General features: G+C 41.0%; 22 protein-coding genes. 18 read left to right on the top strand and 4 right to left on the bottom strand.

Annotated features, from left to right (window positions below):
- The first annotated feature begins 17 nt into the window (after nucleotides 1–17).
- The 13 genes from thrA to HHO47_RS03645 all read left to right on the top strand — a co-directional run bounded on the left by thrA (nucleotide 18) and on the right by HHO47_RS03645 (nucleotide 15,376).
- Complete coding sequence (gene thrA / locus HHO47_RS03705; RefSeq protein ID WP_169019035.1) at nucleotides 18–2,435, top strand: bifunctional aspartate kinase/homoserine dehydrogenase I; 2,418 nt, start codon at nucleotides 18–20, stop codon at nucleotides 2,433–2,435.
- 9 nt (nucleotides 2,436–2,444) lie between these two features.
- Nucleotides 2,445–3,371 (top strand): homoserine kinase, encoded by a 927-nt coding sequence (gene thrB, locus HHO47_RS03700; protein ID WP_169019033.1) that lies wholly within the window; start codon nucleotides 2,445–2,447, stop codon nucleotides 3,369–3,371.
- A gap of 18 nt (nucleotides 3,372–3,389) precedes the next feature.
- Nucleotides 3,390–4,673 carry a threonine synthase gene (gene thrC, locus HHO47_RS03695; RefSeq protein ID WP_169019031.1) on the top strand — a complete coding sequence of 428 codons (1,284 nt, stop codon included), beginning with the start codon at nucleotides 3,390–3,392 and terminating at the stop codon, nucleotides 4,671–4,673.
- A 336-nt stretch (nucleotides 4,674–5,009) separates the two neighbouring features.
- Nucleotides 5,010–6,266, top strand: coding sequence for a serine hydroxymethyltransferase (gene glyA, locus HHO47_RS03690; RefSeq protein WP_169019029.1), 1,257 nt, complete (start codon nucleotides 5,010–5,012; stop codon nucleotides 6,264–6,266).
- Between the two features lie 102 nt (nucleotides 6,267–6,368).
- Entirely contained in the window at nucleotides 6,369–6,818 is a 450-nt protein-coding gene (nrdR, locus tag HHO47_RS03685; RefSeq protein WP_016708083.1) for a transcriptional regulator NrdR, read from the top strand.
- Nucleotides 6,819–6,820: 2 nt separating this feature from the next.
- Entirely contained in the window at nucleotides 6,821–7,948 is a 1,128-nt protein-coding gene (ribD, locus tag HHO47_RS03680) for a bifunctional diaminohydroxyphosphoribosylaminopyrimidine deaminase/5-amino-6-(5-phosphoribosylamino)uracil reductase RibD (RefSeq protein ID WP_169019027.1), read from the top strand.
- A gap of 23 nt (nucleotides 7,949–7,971) precedes the next feature.
- A complete protein-coding gene (locus HHO47_RS03675; RefSeq protein WP_169019025.1) occupies nucleotides 7,972–8,625 on the top strand; it encodes a riboflavin synthase in 654 nt (217 codons plus the stop codon).
- Nucleotides 8,626–8,654: 29 nt separating this feature from the next.
- Nucleotides 8,655–9,767: a bifunctional 3,4-dihydroxy-2-butanone-4-phosphate synthase/GTP cyclohydrolase II gene (ribBA, locus tag HHO47_RS03670; RefSeq protein ID WP_169019023.1), complete on the top strand. Its 1,113-nt coding sequence runs from the start codon at nucleotides 8,655–8,657 to the stop codon at nucleotides 9,765–9,767.
- Nucleotides 9,768–9,868: 101 nt separating this feature from the next.
- The gene (gene ribH, locus HHO47_RS03665; RefSeq protein WP_169019021.1) at nucleotides 9,869–10,333 is read left to right on the top strand and encodes a 6,7-dimethyl-8-ribityllumazine synthase; all 465 of its coding nucleotides are present in this window, start codon (nucleotides 9,869–9,871) and stop codon (nucleotides 10,331–10,333) included.
- A 15-nt stretch (nucleotides 10,334–10,348) separates the two neighbouring features.
- A complete protein-coding gene (nusB, locus tag HHO47_RS03660; protein ID WP_169019019.1) occupies nucleotides 10,349–10,759 on the top strand; it encodes a transcription antitermination factor NusB in 411 nt (136 codons plus the stop codon).
- A gap of 44 nt (nucleotides 10,760–10,803) precedes the next feature.
- A complete protein-coding gene (gene thiL / locus HHO47_RS03655) occupies nucleotides 10,804–11,778 on the top strand; it encodes a thiamine-phosphate kinase (protein ID WP_169019017.1) in 975 nt (324 codons plus the stop codon).
- The gene (locus tag HHO47_RS03650; protein ID WP_169019015.1) at nucleotides 11,775–12,260 is read left to right on the top strand and encodes a phosphatidylglycerophosphatase A family protein; all 486 of its coding nucleotides are present in this window, start codon (nucleotides 11,775–11,777) and stop codon (nucleotides 12,258–12,260) included. Before thiL ends, HHO47_RS03650 begins: the two co-directional genes overlap by 4 nt.
- A 29-nt stretch (nucleotides 12,261–12,289) precedes the next feature.
- Nucleotides 12,290–15,376 (top strand): ligand-binding sensor domain-containing diguanylate cyclase, encoded by a 3,087-nt coding sequence (locus tag HHO47_RS03645; RefSeq protein WP_169019013.1) that lies wholly within the window; start codon nucleotides 12,290–12,292, stop codon nucleotides 15,374–15,376.
- 56 nt (nucleotides 15,377–15,432) lie between these two features.
- Here HHO47_RS03645 and dxs read toward each other — a convergent pair whose 3' ends face one another.
- The 3 genes from dxs to HHO47_RS03630 form a co-directional block, all read right to left on the bottom strand.
- A complete protein-coding gene (gene dxs / locus HHO47_RS03640) occupies nucleotides 15,433–17,295 on the bottom strand; it encodes a 1-deoxy-D-xylulose-5-phosphate synthase (protein WP_169019012.1) in 1,863 nt (620 codons plus the stop codon).
- A gap of 105 nt (nucleotides 17,296–17,400) precedes the next feature.
- Complete coding sequence (gene ispA / locus HHO47_RS03635) at nucleotides 17,401–18,288, bottom strand: (2E,6E)-farnesyl diphosphate synthase (RefSeq protein WP_169019010.1); 888 nt, start codon at nucleotides 18,286–18,288, stop codon at nucleotides 17,401–17,403.
- A gap of 3 nt (nucleotides 18,289–18,291) precedes the next feature.
- Nucleotides 18,292–18,534, bottom strand: a complete 243-nt coding sequence (locus HHO47_RS03630; RefSeq protein ID WP_169019008.1) for an exodeoxyribonuclease VII small subunit — start codon at nucleotides 18,532–18,534, stop codon at nucleotides 18,292–18,294.
- A 300-nt stretch (nucleotides 18,535–18,834) separates the two neighbouring features.
- Here HHO47_RS03630 and pomA point away from each other — a divergent pair, with 300 nt between their 5' ends.
- The 4 genes from pomA (at nucleotide 18,835) to HHO47_RS03610 (ending at nucleotide 23,138) form a co-directional block, all read left to right on the top strand.
- A complete protein-coding gene (gene pomA, locus HHO47_RS03625; RefSeq protein WP_145241117.1) occupies nucleotides 18,835–19,602 on the top strand; it encodes a flagellar motor protein PomA in 768 nt (255 codons plus the stop codon).
- A 2-nt stretch (nucleotides 19,603–19,604) separates the two neighbouring features.
- Nucleotides 19,605–20,525 (top strand): flagellar motor protein MotB, encoded by a 921-nt coding sequence (locus HHO47_RS03620; RefSeq protein ID WP_169019006.1) that lies wholly within the window; start codon nucleotides 19,605–19,607, stop codon nucleotides 20,523–20,525.
- A gap of 147 nt (nucleotides 20,526–20,672) precedes the next feature.
- On the top strand, nucleotides 20,673–21,155 hold the full coding sequence (locus tag HHO47_RS03615) for a hypothetical protein (RefSeq protein ID WP_169019004.1): 483 nt from the start codon (nucleotides 20,673–20,675) through the stop codon (nucleotides 21,153–21,155).
- A gap of 72 nt (nucleotides 21,156–21,227) precedes the next feature.
- Nucleotides 21,228–23,138 carry a DNA topoisomerase III gene (locus HHO47_RS03610; RefSeq protein ID WP_169019002.1) on the top strand — a complete coding sequence of 637 codons (1,911 nt, stop codon included), beginning with the start codon at nucleotides 21,228–21,230 and terminating at the stop codon, nucleotides 23,136–23,138.
- A 15-nt stretch (nucleotides 23,139–23,153) separates the two neighbouring features.
- Here HHO47_RS03610 and HHO47_RS03605 read toward each other — a convergent pair whose 3' ends face one another.
- Nucleotides 23,154–24,464: a M20 metallopeptidase family protein gene (locus tag HHO47_RS03605; RefSeq protein ID WP_169019000.1), complete on the bottom strand. Its 1,311-nt coding sequence runs from the start codon at nucleotides 24,462–24,464 to the stop codon at nucleotides 23,154–23,156.
- A gap of 86 nt (nucleotides 24,465–24,550) precedes the next feature.
- Here HHO47_RS03605 and HHO47_RS03600 point away from each other — a divergent pair, with 86 nt between their 5' ends.
- On the top strand, nucleotides 24,551–25,408 hold the full coding sequence (locus HHO47_RS03600) for a tetratricopeptide repeat protein (RefSeq protein ID WP_169018998.1): 858 nt from the start codon (nucleotides 24,551–24,553) through the stop codon (nucleotides 25,406–25,408).
- Nucleotides 25,409–25,868: the final 460 nt, after the last annotated feature.

Raw genomic sequence — 25,868 nt, 5'->3', positions numbered from 1 at the left:
ATGAGGAAACATAAAAAATGCGCGTATTAAAATTTGGTGGGTCGTCACTTGCTGACTTTGCCTGCCTACAACAGGTAGCACAGTTAGTTAAAGCACAATTAAAAGACGAAATGTTATTGGTGTTATCAGCCCCAGGTGGCATGACCGATTCATTGGTTGCATTAGCAAGTGCCGCAGAGCAGGGACTGGATTATAGCGAGCAATGGGATGCACTCGTTGCACGGTGTGAAGGTTTAAAAAGGGCTGTTGCAGCTGACTTTGGAGAAGTGCAGAACTGGCCTGATTTAAATGAACTACAAAATAAGCTAGCGGGTGTCAAACTCATCCAATGTTGTCCAGATCAAGTGCGTGCCTATGTTATTAGTTTTGGTGAGCGTATCAGTGTATCTCTAATGCAGTGTTTATTAAGCTCACATAACGCCCACTACCTTGAAGCCACCGATTGCATTGCATCAACGAATGGTCATATTGATGCTGAAGCTGATTTAGTAGTGAGTAAAACTCGTTTCCAAGCCGCACTAAAAGCTAATCCAGCCACTATTTATATTATGCCAGGTTTTACTGCTAGCAACGAACAAGGTCAGTTAACAACTTTAGGTCGTAATGGCTCAGATTATTCAGCCGCAATTGCCGCGGCCTGTTTAGAAGCGCAAGTATGCCAAATCTGGACTGATGTTGATGGTGTATACAGTGCTGATCCGCGTTATATAAAAAAAGCCACTAAAGTTGATTTTTTATCATATAAAGAAGCGATGGAGCTTTCTTACTTTGGCGCCAAAGTGCTCCATCCTAAAACAATTTTACCGTGCGCTAAAGCTGGCGTGCCGTGTGAAATTAAAAACACCCATAATCCTGATGCACAAGGCTCACTGATCAGTAATGATAATGTGTCATCAGAGCCGGTAAAAGCGTTATCTAGTTTACAAAATCTTGCGATGCTAACGGTTTCAGGCCCAGGTATGAAAGGCAAAGTAGGCATGGCATCAAAAGTGTTTAATGCCCTTGCTCATGATAATGTTTCGATTGTACTGATCACTCAATCGTCATGTGAATTTAGTATCAGCTTCTGTGTCCATGAATCAGACTTGCCATTAGCTCTTGAGGCATTGCAAACTGCGTTTGAGCTTGAGTCACAGGCGGGACTAATTGAACCTGTACAAGTGCAGCGCAATTTAGCAATTGTTACTTTAGTGGGTGACAATATGCGCGCTCATAAAGGCTTAGCTGCTAAATTTTTCGCATCACTCGCCCAAGCACAAGTTAATATTGTCGCTATTGCTCAGGATTCAACTGAAAGTGCAATTTCAGCAGTGATTGACGGCGAACTGTGTAATGATGCTGTAAAAGTGTGTCACGAAAATTTCTTCACTCATATCCCATCAATTGATGTATTTTTATTAGGCTGTGGCTTAGTTGGCCAAGAGCTTATTAAGCAATTAGAGCGTCAGCAAGCATGGCTTGAAACACGTAATATCAAACTAAACTTGTACGGTGTTGCTAATTCTCGTCAATTACACCTTGATAGCGAAGGAATTGCTTTTGACGATTGGCAGCAAAAGTTGGCCGCATCAGAGCAACTATTTGATTTAAAAATGGTTGAGCAATTTGTTAGGCAAAATCATTTAATCAACCCAGTACTGGTTGACTGTACGTCTTCCGATGCTTTAGCTGCTCAGTATGTAGATTTTTTGAATGCCGGTTTTCACGTTGTGGCTGCAAATAAAAAAGCGACAACGAGTTCATATGCTTACTATCAGAATTTAATTACAGCAACGCAAAAAAATAACCGTAAGTTTTTATACGAAACAAATGTTGGTGCTGGCCTTCCAGTTATCGATAACTTACAGTCACTGTTTGGTGCTGGTGATGAGTTACTTGAATTTAGCGGTATTTTATCCGGTTCATTGTCATATATATTTGGCGCATTGCAAGATGGTTTATCATTGTCTGAGGCAACCATTAAAGCAAAAGAGAGTGGTTTTACTGAACCCGATCCACGCGATGACTTATCAGGCACAGATGTCGCGCGTAAGTTATTAATTATTGCCCGCGAAGCCGGTATGAAATTAGAGTTGAGCGATATCGAGGTTGGATCAGTGCTTCCCGCAGGCTTTGCACAAGGAGATAACGTTGACGAATTTATGACGAAATTACCAAGTTTAGATGCTGCGTTTAATGATCGTATTCAAAGTGCTGCAAGTGAAGGTAAAGTGCTGCGCTATGTCGGTACTATCAAACAAGGCTACTGCAAAGTAGGCATTGAAGCGGTAGATGAAAAGCATGCTCTGGCTGTTATTCGTGATGGCGAAAATGCCTTAGCAATTTTGAGTGCTTACTATCAACCACGTCCATTTGTTATTCGTGGTTATGGTGCAGGCTCTGCGGTAACGGCTGCGGGTGTATTTGCTGACATCTTAAAAACCTTATCGCGCTAGGAGAGTATAATGATCGAAGTATATGCTCCAGCCTCAATAGGGAATTTTGCTGTTGGTTTTGATTCCTTAGGTGCTGCGCTTGCCCCTATTGATGGTGCGTTATTAGGTGATGTTGTAGCAGTAAGTCCTAGCGAGCGCGACGAATTTATATGCTCTGGCGATTACGCAGATAAACTGCCAACCGATGCCAGTGAAAATTTAGCGTATCAGTGTTTGGTGTATTTTCGTGAGCATGTTGCGCCAACCATGCCAAGCGTTAAACTGGAATTAAAAAAGAACTTACCAATTGGCTCGGGTCTTGGTTCAAGTGCTTGCTCTGTAGTCGCCACGTTTGCGGCGCTTGATAAATTTGCCGATACGAAACTAAACCAAGTGCAGTTAATTGAATTAATGGCTAATTTTGAAGCGATTGTCAGTGGGGGTCGTCATTACGACAATATTACTCCCTGTTACTTGGGTGGTTTGCAGCTTACTGGTGATTTAGTTCCAAATAAATCAATTGCTTTACCGGTTGATGAAAGTTGGTATTACGTAGCGGCTTTCCCTGGTTTTTCACTTAATACCGCTAAAGCGCGTTCAGTATTACCAAAACAGCTAAATATGCATGCCAGTGTTGAATTTGCGCAGCGCTTATCAGCGTTTAGCACTTTATTGTTAACTAACCGATTTGATGAAGCACTTTCCATTATGAGTGATGAAATAGCAGAGCAGCATCGTGCGCCACTGATCAATGGCTTTAGTGAAGCTAAAGCGGCGCTGCCAGAGTTTGGTGCTGAGATTGTCAGCATCTCAGGTGCGGGTCCAACTTTATTTACCGTATGTAAAACACTTGATGCAGCAAAGCAATGCGCACAGTGGCTTGCACAAAACTATATTAATGAGCAAGGCTTCTGCCACATTTGTAAGCTCGATAACGCCGGCACGCGTCAGCTATAAGAATTTAAGGAACTAATAATGCAATTACATAATTTAAAAGATGATTCTCAAAAAGTGTCGTTCGTTGAAGCGGTTAAAACAGGTTTAGGACGCAATCAAGGAGTATTTTTTCCTGAATTGCTCGCGCCTTTAGCTGATGTTGATAGTTTACTCGATATGGATTTTGTTACTCGTAGCAGTAAGATTTTATCGCACCTGATTGGTGATGAATTACCTGCTGATACGATTGCACTCATGGTGCAAAATGCCTTTAACTTTCCAGTTAAATTAGTTGCAGTTGAAGACAATATTTATTGTTTAGAGTTGTTCCATGGGCCAACGCTGGCATTTAAAGACTTTGGCGGTCGCTTTATGGCTGAATGCTTAGCACAATTTAGCCAAGGTGAAAAAACCACAATACTCACAGCAACCTCAGGGGACACTGGGGCAGCTGTTGCGCATGCGTTTTATAACAAGCCAAATATTGATGTGGTTATCCTGTATCCAAAGGGAAAAATTTCATTAGCACAGCAAAAATTGTTTACTACTTTGGGTAATAATATCCATTGCTACGCTGTAGATGGCAGCTTTGATGATTGCCAAGCAATGGTGAAAAATGCCTTTTTAGATAGTGAAGTTAAATCTCGCTTAGGTTTAAACTCAGCTAATTCAATCAATATAAGTCGTCTTGTTGCACAAGTATGTTATTACTTTGAAGCCATCGCACAATTACCAAAAGAGCAGCGCGCTAAAGCGCATATCTCAGTGCCCAGTGGTAACTTTGGTAATGTATGTGCGGCGATGATCGGTGCGGTGATCGGTTTACCGGTCGCTAAACTTAGCGCTACAACCAATCAAAATGACACTGTACCGCGCTTTATGCTTGATAAAAACTGGGCGCCTAATACCACGATCGAGTCATTATCTAATGCCATGGATGTGAGTAAACCTAATAATTGGCCTCGTGTGCAAACCATGCTTGATAACAAATGGTTTAGTTATGATGATTTTTATTCAACTAGTGTTGATGAAAGTGATACCCGAGCAGTGATGAAAAAAATTCATCAAACAGGCTATGTTGCTGAACCACATACTGCGATTGCTTTCCATGGCCTGAAAGCTAACTTAGCAACTGATTTTGTTGGGGTTTTTCTGGCAACAGCGCACCCGGCCAAGTTTAAAGAGAGTGTTGAAGAGATTTTAAATATTGAACTTGAAATGCCAAAACCATTAGCTGATGCATTAGCTAAACCATGCTTAGCTGAAGGTATCGCAAATGATTACGATATCTTGCGTGAAATATTATTAGCTAAACTAGGTTAGTTTTTATTTTTTGAGTAAAACTAAAAATAAACGGCATATGTGAAAGCAATGTCGTTTTTTATTGCTTTAAATAGTACTTACCCATGATTACATCGGTATCATAATAGTGTAAACAATCGCGAATGTAACAGATTAAGGTATAAATAATGTAAATGTTATTTGCTTTTACTCATTAAAATTCCTGATGCTTTAATAAAAAAATATCATTACAAAAACACTGTGAATTAAATTCAATCCCTGTTTAAATATGTTCATCTTTACACCATAGGCAAATTGACGTTTTCAGCGTATAATTCAGCCTTCAAAAATACCATACACGTTGCCCTAGGAGCCCCCATGTTAGAACGTAGCATGAATATTTCGGATTTCGATCCAGAGTTATTTGCAGCAATCACTAAAGAGACTACTCGCCAAGAAGAACATATCGAGCTTATCGCATCTGAGAACTACTGTAGCCCACGCGTACTAGAAGCGCAGGGTTCACAGCTAACAAACAAATATGCTGAAGGTTATCCGGGCAAGCGTTACTACGGTGGTTGTGAGCACGTTGACGTGGTTGAACAACTAGCGATTGACCGTGCAAACGAATTGTTTGGTTCAGATTATGCTAACGTTCAGCCTCACGCAGGTTCACAAGCAAATGCTGCTGTGTTCTTAGCTTTATTAGATGCTGGCGATACTGTGTTAGGTATGAGCTTAGCTCATGGTGGCCATTTAACGCATGGTTCACATGTAAGCTTCTCTGGTAAGCTTTATAACGCAATCCAATATGGACTTGACGAAGCGACTGGCGAAATTGATTACGCGCAAGTTGAAGCACTTGCACTTGAGCACAAACCAAAAATGATCATCGGTGGTTTTTCGGCATACTCAGGTATTGTTGATTGGGCTAAATTCCGCGAAATCGCTGACAAAGTAGGCGCTTACTTGTTTGTTGATATGGCTCACGTTGCAGGTCTTATTGCAGCTGGCGTATACCCAAGCCCAGTACCACATGCACACGTTGTTACTACAACTACACATAAGACATTAGCAGGCCCTCGTGGTGGTTTGATTATTTCTGCTTGTGGCGACGAAGCTATTTATAAAAAGCTTAACAGTGCAGTTTTTCCTGGTGGCCAAGGTGGTCCTTTATGTCACATTATCGCAGCTAAAGCAGTGGCATTTAAAGAGGCATTACAACCAGAGTTTAAAGTATACCAAACTCAAGTTGTGAAAAATGCTCAAGCGATGGTTGCTGTAATGCAAGAGCGCGGTTATAAGATCGTCTCTGATAAAACAGAAAACCACTTGTTCTTACTTGATCTAATTGATAAAGATATTACTGGTAAAGACGCAGATGCGGCTTTAGGTAATGCTAATATCACCGTAAATAAAAACTCAGTACCAAATGACCCACGTTCACCGTTTGTAACGTCTGGTTTACGTATTGGTTCACCGGCAATCACCCGTCGTGGTTTTAAGGAAGCAGAGTCTAAAGAGCTTGCTGGCTGGATCTGTGACGTACTAGATAATATCAACGATGAGTCAGTACAAGCACAAGTAAAAGAGAAAGTTAAAGCAATCTGTAAAGAATTACCTGTTTACGCTTAATTGAGTTAAAAACAGTAATTTAGATCACAATAGCTTAGTTTTTTGCTATTATAAAGGCCGCCTAAAAGCGGCCTTTTTTGTTTTTAACGGAAGCTGATACCTATGCATTGTCCATTTTGCACCGCAAAAGATACCAAAGTGATTGACTCGCGTTTAGTGGGAGGTGGTCACCAAGTAAGGCGACGTCGTGAATGTAATGAATGTCACGAACGATTTACCACCTTTGAAGGGGCTGAATTGGTCATGCCACGAGTTATTAAGCAGGATGGCAGCCGCGAACCGTTTAATGAAGATAAACTCCTTAATGGCTTGCACCGGGCATTAGAAAAACGCCCCGTCAGTACCGAGCAAGTTGATGAAGTGGTCAATATTATCAAATCGCAATTACGTGCCACTGGCGAGCGTGAAATTTCCAGTCACCTGATTGGCGAATGCATTATGGAAGCGCTAAAAAAACTCGATAAAGTCGCTTACGTCAGATTCGCATCAGTCTACCGTTCATTCGAAGATATTCGTGAATTTGGTGAAGAAATAGCCCGCTTAGGAGAGTAGTAATGACCATGCAAAGCTCGTTTTCAGAGGATGATAAACGTTATATGGCACGTGCCATTGAGCTGGCAAAGAAAGGGCGCTTTACCACCACCCCAAACCCAAATGTTGGCTGCGTATTAGTAAAAGGTGACGCTGTTGTTGGTGAGGGTTTTCACCAAGTTGCCGGTCAAGGCCATGCTGAAGTGAATGCATTAATGATGGCGGGCAGTCAGGCCTTTGGCGCAACTGCTTATGTAACGCTAGAGCCTTGCAGCCATTTTGGTCGCACACCGCCTTGCGCTGAAGGGCTAAAGGCAGCAGGTGTAAAAAAAGTGATTGCTGCTATGGTTGACAGCAACCCACAAGTAGCAGGCAAAGGCCTTAAAATCTTAGCCGATGCAGGAATAGAAGTTGCTTACGGATTACTTGAAGAGCAAGCGCGGGCATTAAATTTAGGCTTTTTTAAGCGTATGGAGCAAGGCCTCCCGTATGTAACATGTAAAATGGCCGCAAGTATTGATGGTAAAACGGCTCTTAAAAACGGCCAAAGTAAATGGATAACCGGGCCCGCTGCGCGCCAAGATGTACAGCTATATCGTGCCCAGAGCTGTGCAATTTTAACCGGTGCTGATACAGTCTTAATGGATGATGCAAAATTAAATGTGCGCCCAGAAGAGTTACCGCACTCTTTACCAACTGATTTACCACTGCGCCAACCAGCTCGCGTTATTATTGATTCCCAAAATAGACTCACTCCTGAACTTGCCTTATTTTCAATTCAAAGTGAGGTGATAATATTCACCACTTGGGTTGATAAATCGCATCAGTGGCCTCATTTTGTTAAACAGATCGAAGTCCCCGAAAAGAACAATAAAGTAGACTTACAAGCAGTGCTGCAAAAGTTAGCGCAATTACAGTTTAATAATGTGTGGTTAGAAGCGGGTGCCACATTGGCCGGAAAAATGGCTGAACTTGATCTAATTGATGAGTTTGTTTTTTACATTGCCCCTAAGTTAATGGGCTGCGATGCAAAAAGTTTACTGAATTTCCCAGAGTTAATGAGTATGCAAAATACCATTAATTTAACTTTTAATGAGTGTGTGCCAATCGGTGATGATTTACGGATCACCGCACTAAAAAAAGCTCATTAATCATTTTTATAAAGAGTAGCACTATGTTTACTGGAATAGTTGAAGCAACAGGTAAAATTGCGTTATTACAAAAAAAGCAAGGTGATTTAGCTATTCGTATCCAAAGTAAAAACCTTGATATGAGTGATGTTAAGTTAGGTGACAGTATTGCAACCAATGGTGTATGCCTCACGGTTGTTGATAAGCATATAGATGGCTTTAGTGCTGACTTATCAAATGAAACAATTAGCTTAACAGGATTTGCACATTACGCTTTAGGGCAAACAGTTAACTTAGAAAAAGCGATGCAACCAGTATCGCGCCTCGGAGGCCATTTAGTGTCTGGTCATGTAGATGGTATTGCCACTATCACAGCAATTAATACCAATGCGCGAGCAATTGAATATTGGTTAGCCACCGACGAGAATTTAATGAAATACATTCCTTATAAAGGCTCGGTATGTATTGATGGTATTAGCCTTACTGTTAATGCCGTAGAAGATAACAAATTTAAACTGACGATCGTGCCTCATACCAGTGAACAAACAACCATTGCTGATTTTAAGGTAGGCACCCAAGTAAACTTAGAAGTGGATCAAATCGCCCGTTATTTAGAGCGTCTGATCAATGGGGCTGAGCAGCCTGCAAGCTCAGACATTTCGATGGGTTTACTTACCCAAGCCGGTTTTATTAAATAAACGCACTCCACAACTTACACGAGCAGATTATGAATTTACACAGCGCACAAGAAATTATTGATGATATTAAAGCCGGAAAAATGGTTATTTTAATGGATGATGAAGATAGGGAAAATGAAGGTGATTTAATTATCGCAGCCGAGCACATTAGTGCTGAAGCGATCAATTTTATGGCCACTCATGGTCGTGGCTTAATTTGCCTAACTATGACGCAAGAGCGCTGTGAGCAACTTGATTTACCGTTGATGGTTAAAAATAATGGCGCAGCATTTTCGACTAACTTTACCATGTCAATTGAAGCCTCAAAAGGGGTGACTACGGGTATTTCAGCTGCCGATCGTGCTCGTACTGTGCAAGCTGCGATTGCTAAAGGCGCAGTACCAAGTGATATCGTTCAGCCTGGGCATATATTTCCTATCATGGCACAACCAGGTGGCGTATTAACGCGTGCAGGTCACACTGAAGCGGGTTGTGATTTAGCCCGCTTAGCCGGTTTAGAGCCTTCATCAGTTATTGTGGAAATTCTGAATGCCGATGGCACCATGGCGCGCCGTCCTGATTTAGAAGTATTCGCTGAGCAACATAATATCAAAATTGGTACAATTGCTGATTTAATTGAATACCGTAATATGAACGAAACCACCATTGAGCAAGTGGCAAAGTGTAAGTTGCCAACTGTGCATGGTGAGTTTGATTTAGTTACTTATAAAGATACCATCGACGGCCAGCTGCATTATGCGTTGTTAAATGGTGAGGTTAAAACGAATGAGCCAACCTTAGTACGGGTTCATTTAAAAAGTACCTTTAATGATATTTTGTTATCTGATCGCAGCGCCGACAGAAGCTGGGGTTTATCAGATGCCATGGCTTATATTGCAAAGCACCAAGGGGTGTTAGTGATCCTTGGTAAACAGGAGAGTACCGAAGAACTAGCAGCGACAGTCAAAGCGTTTGCGGCAGAAGATGCTGGTGAGACGGTAGCGCATCGTAAATTCCAAGGAACATCACGCACTGTCGGTGTGGGCTCGCAAATTTTGGCTGACTTAGGAATAGAAAAAATGCGCTTAATGAGTATGCCTAAAAAGTACCATGCGTTATCGGGCTTTCACCTAGAAGTGGTTGACTACGTTGAACCACAATAAGCACGATGCTTAAACTAGGCTATTTTTTTATTTATATGATATGATGCGCAGCAATTTTTGCGCAATCGCAACCGCTTGAACTTATTTTTTAGGGTTATCGAATGAAAATTATTGAAGGTAATAAATACGCTCCTGGCAAAAAATTCGCTATTGTTATTTCTCGTTTTAATGACTTTATAGGTAGCAGCCTTTTAGCGGGTGCTGTTGATGAATTGAAACGTACTGGAGGTGTATCAGATGATGATATTACCGTAGTTTATGTGCCTGGTGCGGTAGAATTACCTTTAGCGGCGAAACGCGTTGCAGCAAAAAAAGAGTATGATGCAATCATCGCTTTAGGCGTTGTGATCAGAGGTGGTACACCGCATTTTGATCTGGTCGCTGGCGAATCAAATAAAGGCTTAGCGCAAGTGTCGCTTGAGTGCGATATCCCGGTTGCATTTGGCGTATTAACCACTGAAAGCATTGAGCAAGCGATTGAACGCGCGGGCACTAAAATGGGCAACAAAGGCGGCGAAGCTGCTTTAGGCGCACTTGAAATGGTTAATGTGTTAGATAAAATTTAAGTTTAAGGAATTTTTGTGAAACCAGCAGCAAGACGTAAAGCACGTATCTTAGCACTTCAGGCCGTATATTCATGGCAATTAAGCGGCAATGCCATTGCCGATATCGAACAACAAATGTTGATCGAAAACGATGTGACTAAAATTGATGTTGAATATTTTAAAGATTTAGCGCGTGGAGTTGCAGTAAATCACAAGCAACTAGACGAAGCCGTATCGCCACATTTAACTCGTCCATTTGATGAATTAGACGAAGTTGAACGTGCAATCTTACGTTTAAGCAGCTACGAGCTTAAATTTCGTGAAGACGTTCCTTACAAAGTGGCTATCAATGAAAGTATTGAATTAGCTAAAATGTTTGGCGCTGAAGACAGCCATAAATTTGTTAATGGTGTACTTGATAAAGCGGTAAAGCATTTACGTAAGTAATGTGGTCGTAAGAGGAGAGCCGGCATAGGCCGGCTTTTTTGTGTATGAAGGAATTTGAATTAATAAATCGTTACTTTAAAGGTCGTGGCATAACCCGCCGCGATGTTAATTTAGGGATTGGTGACGATTGTGCATTGGTTACTGTTCCCGAAAATTGTCAGTTAGCGATTACCACCGATACATTGGTAGCAGGCGTACATTTTTTTGATGACATCGATCCGCGTGCATTAGGCCATCGTGCCCTTGCTGTAAACTTAAGTGATTTAGCTGCGATGGGCGCTGAGCCTACGTGGGTTTCGGTTGCTTTAACGTTGCCAAATATTGATGTGGAGTGGCTGGAAGAATTCACCGAAGGCATGCATGAAATCGCAGAGTATTTCAATGTACAAATCATTGGTGGTGATACTACCCAAGGCCCTTTAACAATTACTATTTGTGCTAAAGGCACTGTGCCTGCAGGTAAAGCACTGCGCCGAAGCGGGGCTAAAGTAGGTGACTGGGTTTATGTTACTGGGCCGCTTGGTGATGCAGGGCTTGCGATTGAAGCTCGTAAGCAAGATATTAAGATTGCCCCAGAGCACTTAAGGTACGTTAATCAACGATTTGATTACCCAACTCCGCGTGTTGCTGCGGGGCAAGTATTACGTGGTTTAGCATCATCAGCAATTGATATCTCAGATGGACTGGTTGCAGACTTAGGGCATGTACTGGCAATGTCTCAAGTAAGTGCGTGCATTGATGTGAATAAAATACCAACCTCAGATGCAATGCGTGCTACTTTAGATAAAAATCAGCAACTGCCGTTTATCCTCAATTATGGCGATGACTATGAGTTATTATTTACAGTAACTGATAGCAATAAAAATATGCTGGAAATGAAATTGCGCCAGTATGGTGTTGATGCAGCCTGCATTGGACAAATAAAAAGTGGTGGAGGCGAAGTTGAGCTGATGCTTGATGGCGAAAAATTAGCATATGATGATGCTGGTTTTGAACACTTCACCAAGGAGTCGGTTTGAATAAACCTGCATTATTTAATTTAAAGCGCCCTCACCAATTTTTTGGCTTGGGCTTTGGTCTAGGGTTAGCGCCTAAAGCACCAGGTACGTTTGGTACTTTAGCTGCGCTACCGTTTATTTTTATCACTATGTATTGTCCGCTCTGGTTACAAATTGTATTTGCGGTGGTTATTAGTATTTTTGGAATTTGGGCATGCGGTAAAACCGCAGATGACCTAGGAGTCCATGATCATCCCGCGATTGTATGGGATGAAGTTGCCGGATTTTACATTACTATGATTGGCGCGGCATTAAGTTGGCAGTCTTTGTTAGTTGGTTTTTTGTTGTTTCGTTTTTTTGATATCGCTAAACCAGGCCCTATTCGCTTTCTTGATAAGCGAGTTCATGGTGGTGTAGGTATTATGGCGGATGATGTTTTAGCTGGTATATTTTCATTAATTTGTGTTCAGGCATTGTTTAAAATGGGCTATTTGCCCTTTTAACCTTAGTTTTGCAACGAGGTATTGACGTTATGATGCGATTTTTATTGGTTATTATTGTGCTGTTCTGCAGTATGCCAAGTAAGGCGTCAATTACCGACTATGTTGTAAAACAATGGAATATGCAAAATGGCTTACCATCGCAGTCACTTAAAAGTGTCGTGCAAGATAAGCAAGGTTATATGTGGCTGGGCACTCAGTTTGGCCTTAGTCGCTTTGATGGCAATACATTCACTAATTACAACACCTTAAATAGTCATTTTTTACCTAGTAACGGCATTAATAAACTGCTAGTGGATAGCGAAGGCTATTTATGGATTGGTACTAAAGATGGTATTGTGGTCATCGATCCTACCACCATGGCAGCGCAAGAATTTAGCGTAAAAGGCCCTGTACGCGATGTTATCGAAGATGCTAAAGGCAGTATTTGGATAGCCGCGAATGGCCTGTACTTTGTATCTCGCAATCAGATCAATGTCAGCGCAGGGCATGACTTACTAGTTCCTGTGATGAGTGCCAGTTCAGTAAAACAGATTGTTGGTACTGTTAGTCAGCTGGCACTATCGCCAGAAGGGATCTGGCTAGTAAATGAACGGTACTTGTTACGGTTAACTAATTCCTCCTCTGATTTTGCCAAGCTACGCTTAGAACTCACCGCTAAGGTATCGATACCTGAGCGTTTAGCGCAAACTATTATTCACGATTTAGCATGGCTGGAAGGCAACTTATATTTGGCGTCAGAGCTCGGTGCTTATTTTTTAGATTTAGATGACGAGTTAAGGCCTTTTCCACTGCCCAATGCGAATAACTCAGCGGTTTATAAATTTATGAGTGACTCAAATGGAGCACTGTGGATTTCGACCTATGGGCGCTTACTGTTTCGAGATAATTCTGGCGATTGGCAATGGGTTGAACCGAGCCAACTTGACCAAAGCATTTGGTTTGCTGATTTATATCGCGATAATGATAATAATATTTGGCTTGCTAGTTTTAGTGAAGGACTATGGCTTGCGCACGAAGGGCAAATAGAACGTCACTCTGCTATATCAAAAATGACCGAAGCGGTTATGGCTATCAGCCAAGCGCCAGATGGGCGATTGTGGGTCGCCAACCGCAGTGGTGTAGGCTACTTTGATTTAGATAAAAACTTTATCAATCAAATCCCAAGTAATCAATACGGGCGTGCAGCTGTGCATGATTTACAGTTTGATGGCTCACGTTTATATATTGCCACTGGACGTGGTGTGTATATTTATGAAAGCAATACCTTGTTTACTGTCCCTGGACGCGCTTTAAAAGATAACCCGGTGTTTGCGATTAGTCGCTCTAGCAAAGGAGGCTTCTGGCTTGGTACTGGCCGGGGGATGTACCGGCTTAGCTACGGTGGTTTAACCCCATTCGCTTATAACGCATTTTTAGGTAGTAAGTTTATTACGTATGTTGTCGATGAGGCTAATTTTGGTTTAATTGGTACAAGTAAAGGCGCTTACTACTTTACTGATCGTGGTATTGAAAAAATTGGCGACCAAACCAGCCTTGAAAGTGCTTATGTTACTAGCATCTTAAATATTGACGGGGTTGGTGTATTAATCGGCTCATTAAATGATGGATTATTTTATCGAAGCACACAAGGCCATTGGCATCAGCTAGATGCCACCAATGGCCTACCTTACGGTTCTATTTTTAGTTTACGTTACGATGAAAAGCTTAAACGCATTTGGGTTAGTACCATGAAAGGTGTCTACCGAATGCCGGTTGAGCAGTTTAGTAATGATATTGAAAGCTTAAAAGTAGAGCAGGTTATTTCGTCATACGATCGTCAACTTGATGGTAAAGCCAGCCAATGCTGTACCGGTCTTGGTCATGACGCTGTTGCTGAGTTTGGTAATTCAATGTGGTATCCAAGCCTACAAGGTGTCGTGGAGATCCCTAAAGATATTGAGCTATTTGGCGTTAAACCATTACAACCAAAGGTTGAGAGTTTAAATACCGAGATACGTAAACTTGCAACAGCGGCACTGGGAAGTAACCCGGAATTAGAAATCGATGAGCGTGATATCACCCTTAAATACACCGCGATAGACTATTATGCGCCGACCAGTATTGAGTTTCGCTATCGTTTAACGGGTTTAGACAGCGATTGGCGTTATGCTAATACCCGCCGTGAAGCTATTTATACCAATTTACCGCCTGGTGCATTTTTGTTTCAACTTGAGGCTAAACGACAAGGTGAAGGTTGGCAGAAGGCGCAACGTACCGAATATTCGTTTGTGGTGCCAAGACGGTTTGATGAAACAACTTATTTCAGACTGCTTATAACCAGTAGTTTTATTTTATTATTTTATTTAGTGTTTTGGGTATTTAGAAAGCAAGAGCGCCGTAAACAGACTGCGCTTGAAAGTCTGATCACAGAGCGCACTGGGGAGCTGCGCCAAGCTAATGATAAGCTCAATCAAGTTAACTCACAGCTAAAGCTGATGAGCCACTCTGATGAACTTACAGGGCTTAGAAGCCGTCGCTTCTTATTTGATCAACTACCAAAAGATATAGAGCACTTCCAACGTAACTCACAATCCTTACAAGCACAGGGGAAATCCTTGGTGTTGCTAATTATTAATTTTGATAATTTTAGCCGCATTAATGACGCTTATGGACCGATTGGTGGTGATAGTTGTTTGCAGCAAATGGCTGCGTTGCTTAACTCTCGCACGCAAGGATCTGATTATGTTGCCCGTTGGAGTGGTGATGAGTTTTTACTACTGCTACGTGATTTTAAACGTAGCGCTATCGATAGTTATGTAGCAGAGCTTTGCAAAGTAATCGCCGAGCACACTTTTAGGCTTCCAAGTGGAGATACTATAAATCTCACAGCATCAATTGGTTTTTCATTTTATCCTTTACCGTTATTAGGTGGTCAAGTGATAGGCTGGGAAACATCGGTCAATTTAGCCGACATAGCATTACATCAAGTTAAAAAGCGTGGTGGTGATGGTGTGGCAAATATTACCTTTGATGAACAGTTAGATGCTTTTGAATTTGAGCAAACCAATAATATTGAGCAACAACTGAGTGTATTACAAGCGAATGGGTTAGCTGATATCAAAGTGTGGATGCGCTAGCTCTAATCACGCGAGAATAAAAAGGAGCCAGAGGCTCCTTTTTATTAAACAGAATGTTAGCTTATAAAGGCTTTGATTGAGGTTAAGATACCTTGTTCACCTAAGCCCATTTCATTATGCATTTGCTCTTGTGTGCCATGCTTAATGAATTCATCGGGAATACCTAAATTTAGGATGCTGACATTTACTTTTATTGCGGCTAAATATTCATTAACAGCAGAGCCTGCGCCACCAACTATGGCATTATCTTCAAGTGTAACAATCACCTCGTGATCAGCTAATAAGCTGTCGATTAATGCGCTATCAAGCGGCTTTACAAAACGCATATCGATAAGAGTGGCATTTAGCTCATTAGCTGCTAGTTGAGCATTATTAAGTAATGTACCAAAGGATAAAATTGCGATTTTAGTGCCTTGCTGAATAACGCAGCCTTTACCAATTTCAAGCTCAGTCATTTGCTCGTTGATTTCAGTTGTGCCAGCACTACCACGAGGATAACGAACTGCAACAGGGCTATTACAACGATAACCTGTGTACAGCATTTGGCGACATTCATTCGTATCACTTGGTGCCATGATAATCATATTGGGGATACAACGGATAAAGCTTAAATCGTATGCGCCTTGATGAGTCTCGCCATCAGCACCAACAATACCAGCACGGTCAATTGCAAATAACACCGGTAAGTTTTGCAGAGCAACATCGTGAATGAGCTGATCATAGGCACGCTGTAAAAAACTAGAGTAAATTGCAACAACCGGTTTCAGCCCTTCGCAGGCAAAACCAGCGGCTAAAGTAACCGCGTGTTGCTCGGCAATGGCAACATCAAAATATTGCTCAGGGTATTCTTTTGAAAAACGCACCATGCCTGATCCTTCACGCATCGCAGGGGTAATTGCCATAAGCTTTGCATCTTGGCTTGCCATGTCACATAGCCAATCGCCAAATACTTTAGAGAAAGTGGCTGCGCTTGGTTTTGATTTTGGTAGGCTTGAAATTGCAGGATCGAACTTCGGTACACCATGATAGCCAATAGGATCAGCTTCAGCTGGTTTATAGCCTTTGCCTTTTTGAGTTTTAATATGCAGTAACTGCGGGCCTTTTAAATTACGCATATTGCGCAGTGTATCAACCAATATATTGACATCATGACCGTCAATTGGGCCAATGTAATTTAAGCCTAACTCTTCAAAAAAAGTGCCTGGGATAACCATACCTTTTAAGTGTTCTTCCATGCGACTGGCTAATTCTTTTACTGGTGGTACGCCAGATAACAACTTTTTACTACCTTCACGAATGTTAGTATAAAAGCTGCCTGATAAGATGCGAGCGAAATGATTAGTGAGTGCACCAACATTTTCAGAAATCGACATTTCGTTATCGTTTAATATGATCAACATATCAGATTTAACATCACCTAAGTGATTCATTGCTTCAAATGCCATACCTGCAGTAATTGCGCCATCGCCAATTACTGCAACCGTTTTACGGCCTTTACCTTCTTTTTTCGCGGCAATAGACATACCTAATGCAGCAGAAATAGAAGTACTAGAGTGGCCAACACTAAAGGTGTCGTATTTACTTTCTTCACGAAATGGGAAAGGGTGCAGGCCATCTTTTTGACGGATCGTGTGCATTTGATCACGACGCCCTGTGAGAATTTTATGTGGATATGCTTGATGACCTACATCCCATACTAAGCGATCTTCAGGGGTGTTATATACATAATGAAGCGCCACAGTAAGTTCAACGGTGCCTAAACCTGATGCTAAGTGACCACTACTTTGCGAGACTGAGTTTAGTAAGTAATCACGTAACTCATTACTAAAAGCAGGTAATTTGTCTTGCGCTAAATCACGCAACTGGGCTGGTTCGTCAACCAAACCTAATAATGGATACTTGCTACTATCAAGTGTCATGATTTTTAATACATCCTTCGCTAACCAGAGGTCATTATAGCGTAATATTACTCTGATTCTTTAGTTATTTTGTACATCATTACTTGCTCAAGCTAGAGCCTAGAATTAATAATCGCGTTCAACAATGTATTTTGCCAAGTTTTCTAGCTCAGAAGTGTCAGCATCTATTGCTGCTAACGCATCGAGTGCGCATTTTAGTAATGATTGTGCTTTTTGTTTTGCACCTGTAAGCCCAAGTAGAGCAGGGTAGGTCGCTTTATTTGCTGCAACGTCGGAGCCTTGTGGTTTACCTAAGACTTGGGTATCACCTTCGATATCAAGAATATCGTCTTGCACCTGAAAAGCCAGCCCAATTGCATCACCAAACAGTTTTAATTGTAATAATGTTTGTTGATTTGTATCAGCTGCGCATAATGCACCTAAAGTAATTGCACAATTTAACAAAGCACCTGTTTTTAATTTATGGATACGTTCGAGCTCAGCTAAATTGACTAATTTGTCAGTCGCTGCAATATCCAGTGCTTGACCACCGACCATACCTTCAATACCAGATGCTTTAGCAAGTGCTGCAATCATTTTTAACTGTTGCTGTGCAGGAACGTTAAATGGGTGGTTAGCAATTAAATTAAACGCCAATGTTTGCAGCGCATCACCGGCTAAAATAGCATGAGCTTCGCCATAGACAATATGGCAAGTCGGTCTGCCACGTCGTAGGTCGTCGTCATCCATCGCGGGTAAATCATCATGAATTAACGAATAACTATGAATGCATTCAATAGCAGCAGCCAACACGTCTAAATCTTGTTTATTTGCGCCAAGCATTTTCCCCGTGGCGTACACTAAAAATGGTCGTAATCGTTTACCGCCATTTAAAACACTATAGTGGGTGGCTTGCTTGATGCTTCGCTCGGTATCGAGCGGTTGCTCAAAATACCGATTAAGAGTGGCTTCAACATCTTGTTGAGCACATTTTATTTGTTCTGTTATTAACACCCGTTATTCCAAATCATTGTCAAAGTTAGTAAGTGCTGACTGACTACCACTACCCATTAAAATCGCTACTTTTTGTTCAGCTTGTTGTAATTTACTTGAAGATGCGCCTGCTAAAGCAATACCGCGTTCAAACTGTTTCAACGATTGCTCAAGTGAAAGCTCTCCTTGCTCCATTTCTGTGACGATTAAGGATAATTCATCAAGCGCTTGCTCGAAGCTTAGGTTTTCTGGTTTTTTCGTCGCCATACTGATTTAACTTAGATGATAGAAATGTGAGGCCAATTTTAGGGGGAATGCTAAACTAGGTCAAAGGGTGATGCATTTTTTTTGAATAATTAATTGTTTTCTTATCACTTTTAATTATTTATACCTTTACTTAAACCTTGCAGGTTATCAATGGTAGCTTAAAATACTAAATAGGATTGAAAACTTTCATTTCATTTTTTCATTAAATGGTTTAAGTAATTCAATAGATTGCCGATAAACTGTTAATAATAAAAATTTGTTGCTGGTAGCAGCAAAGCATCAATTCCTCTGGAGGGGTAAGTGGATTTAGCAACCATTATAGGTATTCTCGGAGCTATTGGTCTTATTGCTATGTCAATGGTACTAAGTAGTGGCGGCGAAGTGGCTATGTTTTATAACACGCCATCGGTGGTTATTGTTTTCGGTGGTTCGATTTTTATTGTGTTATCAAACTATACGATGAGTCAATTCCTCGGTATCGGTAAAGTCGCGGCTAAAGCCTTCATGTTCAAAATAGAGTCACCTGAAGAACTTATCGAAAAAGCAGTTGAACTTGCAGACTCTGCCCGTAAAGGCGGGTTTTTAGCACTAGAGGAAGCTGAAATACCCAATGCGTTTATGCGTAAAGGAGTTGATATGCTTGTTGATGGTCATGACGCTGATGTTGTTCGTGCCACCTTGCAAAAAGATATTTCTCTGACTTCTACTCGTCATGAATCGGGGGCCGGTTTGTTTAAAGCGCTTGCCGATATTGCACCTGCTATGGGTATGATCGGTACTTTGATTGGTTTAGTTGCGATGTTGTCGAATATGGATGACCCTAAAGCGATTGGTCCTGCGATGGCGGTAGCACTTTTAACAACATTATATGGTGCGTTTTTAGCAAACGTAGTGGCAATTCCTATTCAAGTAAAATTGGAATTGCGTAAAGATGAAGAAGCCATGAATCAGCGGCTAATTTTAGATGCGGTATTAGGTATACAAGATGGCCAAAATCCAAAAGTCATCGAAGGTATTTTGAAAAACTATCTCGCTGAATCAAAACGAAAAGTGGATACTGAGGAGTAAGCATGTCAGATCAAGAGTGCAAATGTCCACCACCCGGGTTACCAGCATGGATGGGCACCTTCGCGGATTTGATGTCATTATTGATGTGCTTTTTTGTGCTTTTACTCGCGTTTTCAGAAATGGATGTACTTAAATTTAAACAAATTGCAGGCTCAATGAAGTTTGCATTTGGGGTACAAAATAAAATAGAAGTAAAAGATATTCCCAAAGGCACGTCCGTTATCGCGATGGAGTTCACTCCAGGCAAACCTGAACCTACCCCAATCGAAACTATTCAACAGCAAACTGTCGAAATGACCCAGCAAATGCTTGAGTTTCAGGCCGGTGATGAAAGCTCCGCTGGCGGTCGTCAAGAGCAACGTGGTAATAAGCGTGGCGGCGAGTCACAAAGTACGGCGCAACAACAAGCAGCAGAACAATCTATATCTGCAGCTGATCAAGAGCAGGTTAATGAGTTAGTTAAAAAGATAGCCCAGCAATTGGAACAACAAATCATGGATGGGGCTATTGAGTTGGAATCATTAGGCCAGCAAATTATTATTCGTATTCGTGAAAATGGTTCATTTCCATCTGGTAGTGCATTTTTACAACCTAAGTTTAAACCAATTATTCGTGATATAGCTGTGTTACTAAAAGATGTGCCAGGTGAAATTACGGTGTCTGGTCATACTGATGATTTTCAAGTTTCGAATGAACTGTATACCAATAACTGGGATTTATCATCGAAGCGTGCAGTTGCGGTTGCAACTGAAATGCAAAAAGCGCAAGGCTTTGATAAAACTAGAATGGTTGTTGTCGGTCATGCCGAAACTCGGCCACTTGTTCCAAATGATTCTGATGCGGATAGACGACGTAATCGCCGTGTCGAAATTTCAATAATGCAAGGCAAGGCTAAAGAGTCAGATCCGATAGATGCTCGTTAAGATACTTGGCAAAGTACCTGATTTAGCTTAAAGTGGTTTTTTAACAAGTGTAATGGAGTGTATGATGAAAAACGTCGATAAATATAGCTATATGCCTGGTAATGGTAACGGACAGGATGAAGATAAAAAACCAGATTAGGTAATTCTATGCCTACATGGTTTAATAGTAGTATGCAAATACTCGAAAATAGTTGGGTGTTATTTTTATTCCCAGCTATTTTTGTATTTTACTTACGTAAGGATTGGTTGGCATTACGCTTTGTCTTTATTACAGCAGTTTTCTTCTTGTATGGCGCTGTGATTTATTCAAGCCTTAGAGAGTTAGATGACCCTTATATTTGGCGTTATGTAGTTTGGGCTTTTAATGATATTGCTTGGATGGCTTTGATTGCTTACTGGGCTATTAAAGATAAAGTGTATCTTTGGCAAAGTGTGATCGGTCAATTGGTTGTAATTAGTGCGCCTATTTTACAATTATTTAGATTAGTGGATCGCCACCTTTGGGATTTATCGTATAGCACTATGCTGTATAAAACGTTATTACCGTTAATCAATATTGGCACTGTCGTTGTGTGCTACCTTCCTCTGTTGTATTTATTTATGCGAAAAAATCGCAGTTTAAAGAGCTAATCATTAACTATTTGTAGATTAAATTACGTGTGCTAAACTACTGTGTAAATAACCAGTTGTTGATAGTGCCCTATGAAACTTTATATAGCCGAGAAGCCATCTTTAGGTCGTGCCATTGCCGATGCGCTACCAAAGCCTCATAAAAAACATGATGGCTATATTGAAGTGGCTAATGGCGATTGTGTTTCTTGGTGTATAGGTCACTTGCTCGAGCAAGCAGAGCCTGATGATTATAATGAGCAATATAAAAAATGGCGCTTTGATGACTTACCGATTATCCCACAGCAATGGCAGTTAAAAGCAAAATCTAAAACTCGTAAGCAACTTGCGGTACTTAAAAAGTTAATCAAACAAGCTGATCAACTTGTTCATGCTGGTGACCCAGACCGAGAAGGGCAATTACTTGTTGATGAGGTGATTGAGCAAGTTAAACTTAGCCAAGCCAAAAAACAGCAAATTCAACGTTTATTGATCAGTGATTTGAATGTTAGCGCGGTTAAAAAGTCGCTGCAAAACGTTCGCTCTAACCGTGAATTTATTCCACTTAGTGTATCTGCACTGGCGCGCTCTCGTGCCGATTGGCTGTTTGGTATGAATTTAACGCGCGCCTATACGCTTGCAGGTCAAAAAGTAGGGTTTGGTAATGTATTATCAGTAGGGCGTGTACAAACACCGATATTAGGATTGGTTGTCCAGCGTGATAACGAGATTGCTAATTTTGTGCCAAAACCTTTTTATGAAGTATTAGCTCATTTAAGTACCGAAAATAAAGAGCCGTTTACAGCAAAGTGGCAACCAAGCAAAGCGTGTGAACCTTATCAAGATGAAGAGGGGCGAGTGCTCCATCGGGGCCTTGCTGAGAATGTCGTATCAAGGATAGCAGGGCAAAAAAGCGAGGTGACGGCGCTTGAACAAAAGCAGAAAAAACAACAAGCACCTTTACCGTATAATTTGTCAGCGTTACAAATTGATGCTGCGAAAGCTTTTTCAATGCCTGCACAAAAGGTCTTGGATATTTGTCAAAATTTATATGAGCGCCATAAGCTAATTACATATCCACGTTCAGACAATCGTTACTTGCCCAAAGATCATCACCAAGAAGCAGCCAGTATAATAAAGGCAATTGCCATCAATGGCGGGCAAAATGACACTCATTGCCAAGGCGCAGATGTGAGTAAACGCAGTAAGTGTTTTAACGACGCTAAGGTAGCCGCACACCACGCCATTATCCCGACCGCTAAGCAGCAAAAGTCAGCAAGCTTGAGCGCTGAAGAAGGTAAAGTGTATGGTCTTATTAGCCGTCATTATCTGATCCAGTTTTATCCAGACTACATTTACAATGAAACAAAGGCTGAAATAACAATTAATGGTGGTATCTTTAAAGCCAACGCAAAACAAGATGTAAGTTTAGGCTTTAAAGCGTTAATGGGAAAAACCACGTTAAAAGATGAGCAGATATTGCCGCCATTAATTAAAGGGCAACAGTTGCAGTGTGAACGCGGTGAGGTAATTGATAAAATGACCAGCCCGCCAGCTCATTTTAATGATGCAACGCTGCTTAGTGCAATGACAGGTATTAGTCGGTACGTTAAAGATCCAGAAATCAAAAAAATACTCAAAGAAACAGACGGCTTAGGAACCGAAGCAACCAGAGCGGGTATTTTAGAGTTATTATTTAGAAGACAATTTTTAAGACGTCAAGGTAAACTCATTTTAGCAACCGATACAGGTAAAGCATTGATCAGTGCGTTACCACATGGTTTAGCCTGCCCAGATCTAACCGCAAAATGGGAAGCATCGTTGGGCGACATAGCAGAACAACAAATGAGTTATCAACAATTTTTAAATCCTTTATTAGCGGATTTAGCGGCTTTTGTGGAACTTGCCAAAAATTGTGACAGCAACGTATTTGCACAATTACCAAAAACGCCGCAAAAGCGGCGTTTTACAAGAAAAACTAAACCAAAAACAAAATCGGCTTAGTCATCATTGCTAAGATTATTGATTAAACAAAGCCACCGCAGCATTACTCATCGCAGTGATACCTGTGGGGATTGCAACTTTATAGTCAGGTGCAAATTTACTTGAATGTAGTGAAGGTAATGTTGCCCCTGATGTTTGTGCCGCTTGATATTGAGCTTGCTCTACACCACCTAACCAAAATAAGGTGATAGGAATGTTTTTATCTGTGCGGCCATATAAACCAAAATCTTCCCCTGCCATAACCGCTTCGGTTTCAAGCACATTACTTTGTCCAATCGCCGAGCTAATCGCACTACGTACAATATTAGTTTGTGCAGGGTCGTTATATGTAGATGGGATTGACTCATCTTCATGTACATAAACCACTGGTATTAAGCTTTCATCCAATCCTGCACTTAATGCAATGCCTCTAGTTATACGTTTTATAGCTGCAATTTGTTGCTCGCGAATTTTAGGATTATAACTTCTAAGTGTCAGCTGTAGCTTTACTTCATTCGAAATTACATTATGTTTAGCTCCACCGTGAATTGAACCCACTGTAATTACTGAGGGTTCAAGAGGTGATAATTCGCGACTGGTAATTGTTTGCAGTGCCAACACTATTCGTGATGCGATAACAACAGGGTCAATAGTCATATGTGGGTAAGCACCATGACCACCTTTACCTTTAACCGTAATATCTACTGAATCTACACTGGCCATAGTGTACTCATTTTTCATACTGACTTGTCCTGCAGGAACACTCGCACTAACATGCAAAGCGATAACGTGATCAGGAGTCGGATATTTACTAAATAAACCTTCTTTGAGCATCGCTTTTGCACCGCCTCCCACCTCTTCTGCAGGTTGTGCCACCATCATTAAGGTTCCTTGCCATGCATCTTTATGTAGCATTAATTGTTGCGCAGTACCAATAAATGAACTCATATGAATATCATGACCACATCCGTGCATCACACCAACGTTTGCTCCTTCATCATTTATAACAGTGACTGTTGAAGCATATGATTTACCAGTTTGTTCTATGATTGGTAAGCCGTCTGTATCAGTACGGATCATTATTGTCGGGCCATCACCATTTTTATATAAGCCGACTACACCAAAGCCACCCACATTGTCACTCACCTCATAGCCAAGCGCACGTAATTTGGTGGCAAGCTTTTTTCCCGTTTCTTGCTCATGGTATGAAAGTTCTGGGGATTGGTGTAAATCTAAGTAAAACTTTTCAATGGCAGGCATCGTTTTATCTAACTTCAGCTCCAAGGTTGTTGAGCTTACTAATGGACTAAGCAGTATAAGTGCAGCGTATAGACTATGAAATTTCATAAAAGACCTTTTTGATTTATGGCTTGTAATTATTATGTTTGCCTCCATATAAAACCCTAAATAGTCTGATATGGCAATCAATAGCAATGAATAATATGGTAAATGTTAATCCACAAAATCTTCAACAAGTGCTGGGTGAAACATCACAACAAAAATTAGTCCTGTTAAGTTTCTTTTCAGCACAAAGCTCAGAGTGTCAATCTCAAGCCGCTATTTTACAGACAATAGCTAAAGATTATGGTGACTATATATTAGTTGCCACATTAGATTGTGATTTAGAACAAGCACTCGCAGCACAACTAGCACAGCAAGTTGGACTACAAACATTACCAACATTGGTGCTATTAAAAGACTCAGCACCCGTTGATGTGTTAGCCGGTGCACAAGCTGAAGCTCAAATTAGAGAAGCGTTAAGTAAACATTTACCGCAGCCTCATGAAATGTTGTTAGAACAAGCCAAGCAAGCACTGATCGCTCAGGATTTAAATCAAGCGTTTAATTTTGCCAAACAGGCTTACGAATTAGACAATACAAATGCGCGTATAAAATTAGTATTGGCAGATATATGCATTCAAATACATAAGCTCGATGATGCACAAGCATTATTAGGCTCGGTGGATGAAATAGACCGAGATGCATATTTTACAAATATTCAAGCAAAGTGTGAGCAAGCTCTTCAAGCACAAGAGTCACCAGAGCTAAAAGCATTACAAGCGAAAGTTGAAAAGTATCCTAATGATTTTGAGTTAAAAGTTGAACTAAGTGCAGCATACGACCAAGCAGGCAAAAAAGAGCAAGCGTTAGAGTTACTATTTATAGTGTTGAAAAAAGATTTGAATTTTGCCGATGCCAAGGTAAGTTATTTAGCTATTATTGCCTCTTTACCTGATGGTGATAGTTTAGCGGCTAAATATAGAAGAAAGCTTTACAGTATCCTTTATTAACGAATTTTTATCTTCTTTATATAGAAAGCGCCGAAGTCAATGGCGCTTTTTTATGCCAAGAACTTGTGAAATATCGATAATAGATAATGCTGAAAATCCTCCCAGATAAAAAAGGCGTTGTTATTTTGTACAGTTAACTCGGGGTTTTAGTGTGTTTAGCTGGTAATTTGAACGAACAGCATATTATTTCAAGTTTTCTTAAAAAAACGCTTGCGTTAAAATCTGTTCTCCCTATAATGCGACCCCACTGAGACGGCAGAGCGCAACGCATAGCGAGGCACGAGCTACTCAGTGAGTCGAGTAAAACTTAGTTCTGAAAACTTTCAAGTTTAGCAAAATTAAGTGTTGACAAAAAAATAGGAAAGCGTAATATGCGCAGCCCTAGCGAGATAAAGTTTAACGCTTTAATCGCAACGTTCTTTAACAATATAAAGCAATCATCTGTGTGGGCACTCGTACA

This window comes from Pseudoalteromonas arctica, assembly GCF_012927645.1.
In the GTDB taxonomy this organism is placed as follows: domain Bacteria; phylum Pseudomonadota; class Gammaproteobacteria; order Enterobacterales; family Alteromonadaceae; genus Pseudoalteromonas; species Pseudoalteromonas arctica_A.
Note: the sequence above shows the minus strand (reverse complement) of the source record. Positions and strands in the feature narration are given on the sequence as shown.

Bases quoted from the DNA above. Each gene is read 5' to 3' on its own strand.
- thrA (WP_169019035.1), top strand. From the start codon at position 18: ATGCGCGTATTAAAATTTGGTGGGTCGTCACTTGCTGACTTTGCCTGC.
- thrB (WP_169019033.1), top strand. From the start codon at position 2,445: ATGATCGAAGTATATGCTCCAGCCTCAATAGGGAATTTTGCTGTTGGT.
- thrC (WP_169019031.1), top strand. From the start codon at position 3,390: ATGCAATTACATAATTTAAAAGATGATTCTCAAAAAGTGTCGTTCGTT.
- glyA (WP_169019029.1), top strand. From the start codon at position 5,010: ATGTTAGAACGTAGCATGAATATTTCGGATTTCGATCCAGAGTTATTT.
- nrdR (WP_016708083.1), top strand. From the start codon at position 6,369: ATGCATTGTCCATTTTGCACCGCAAAAGATACCAAAGTGATTGACTCG.
- ribD (WP_169019027.1), top strand. From the start codon at position 6,821: ATGACCATGCAAAGCTCGTTTTCAGAGGATGATAAACGTTATATGGCA.
- HHO47_RS03675 (WP_169019025.1), top strand. From the start codon at position 7,972: ATGTTTACTGGAATAGTTGAAGCAACAGGTAAAATTGCGTTATTACAA.
- ribBA (WP_169019023.1), top strand. From the start codon at position 8,655: ATGAATTTACACAGCGCACAAGAAATTATTGATGATATTAAAGCCGGA.
- ribH (WP_169019021.1), top strand. From the start codon at position 9,869: ATGAAAATTATTGAAGGTAATAAATACGCTCCTGGCAAAAAATTCGCT.
- thiL (WP_169019017.1), top strand. From the start codon at position 10,804: ATGAAGGAATTTGAATTAATAAATCGTTACTTTAAAGGTCGTGGCATA.
- HHO47_RS03645 (WP_169019013.1), top strand. From the start codon at position 12,290: ATGATGCGATTTTTATTGGTTATTATTGTGCTGTTCTGCAGTATGCCA.
- dxs (WP_169019012.1), bottom strand. From the start codon at position 17,295: ATGACACTTGATAGTAGCAAGTATCCATTATTAGGTTTGGTTGACGAA.
- HHO47_RS03630 (WP_169019008.1), bottom strand. From the start codon at position 18,534: ATGGCGACGAAAAAACCAGAAAACCTAAGCTTCGAGCAAGCGCTTGAT.
- HHO47_RS03620 (WP_169019006.1), top strand. From the start codon at position 19,605: ATGTCAGATCAAGAGTGCAAATGTCCACCACCCGGGTTACCAGCATGG.
- HHO47_RS03615 (WP_169019004.1), top strand. From the start codon at position 20,673: ATGCCTACATGGTTTAATAGTAGTATGCAAATACTCGAAAATAGTTGG.
- HHO47_RS03610 (WP_169019002.1), top strand. From the start codon at position 21,228: ATGAAACTTTATATAGCCGAGAAGCCATCTTTAGGTCGTGCCATTGCC.
- HHO47_RS03605 (WP_169019000.1), bottom strand. From the start codon at position 24,464: ATGAAATTTCATAGTCTATACGCTGCACTTATACTGCTTAGTCCATTA.
- HHO47_RS03600 (WP_169018998.1), top strand. From the start codon at position 24,551: ATGAATAATATGGTAAATGTTAATCCACAAAATCTTCAACAAGTGCTG.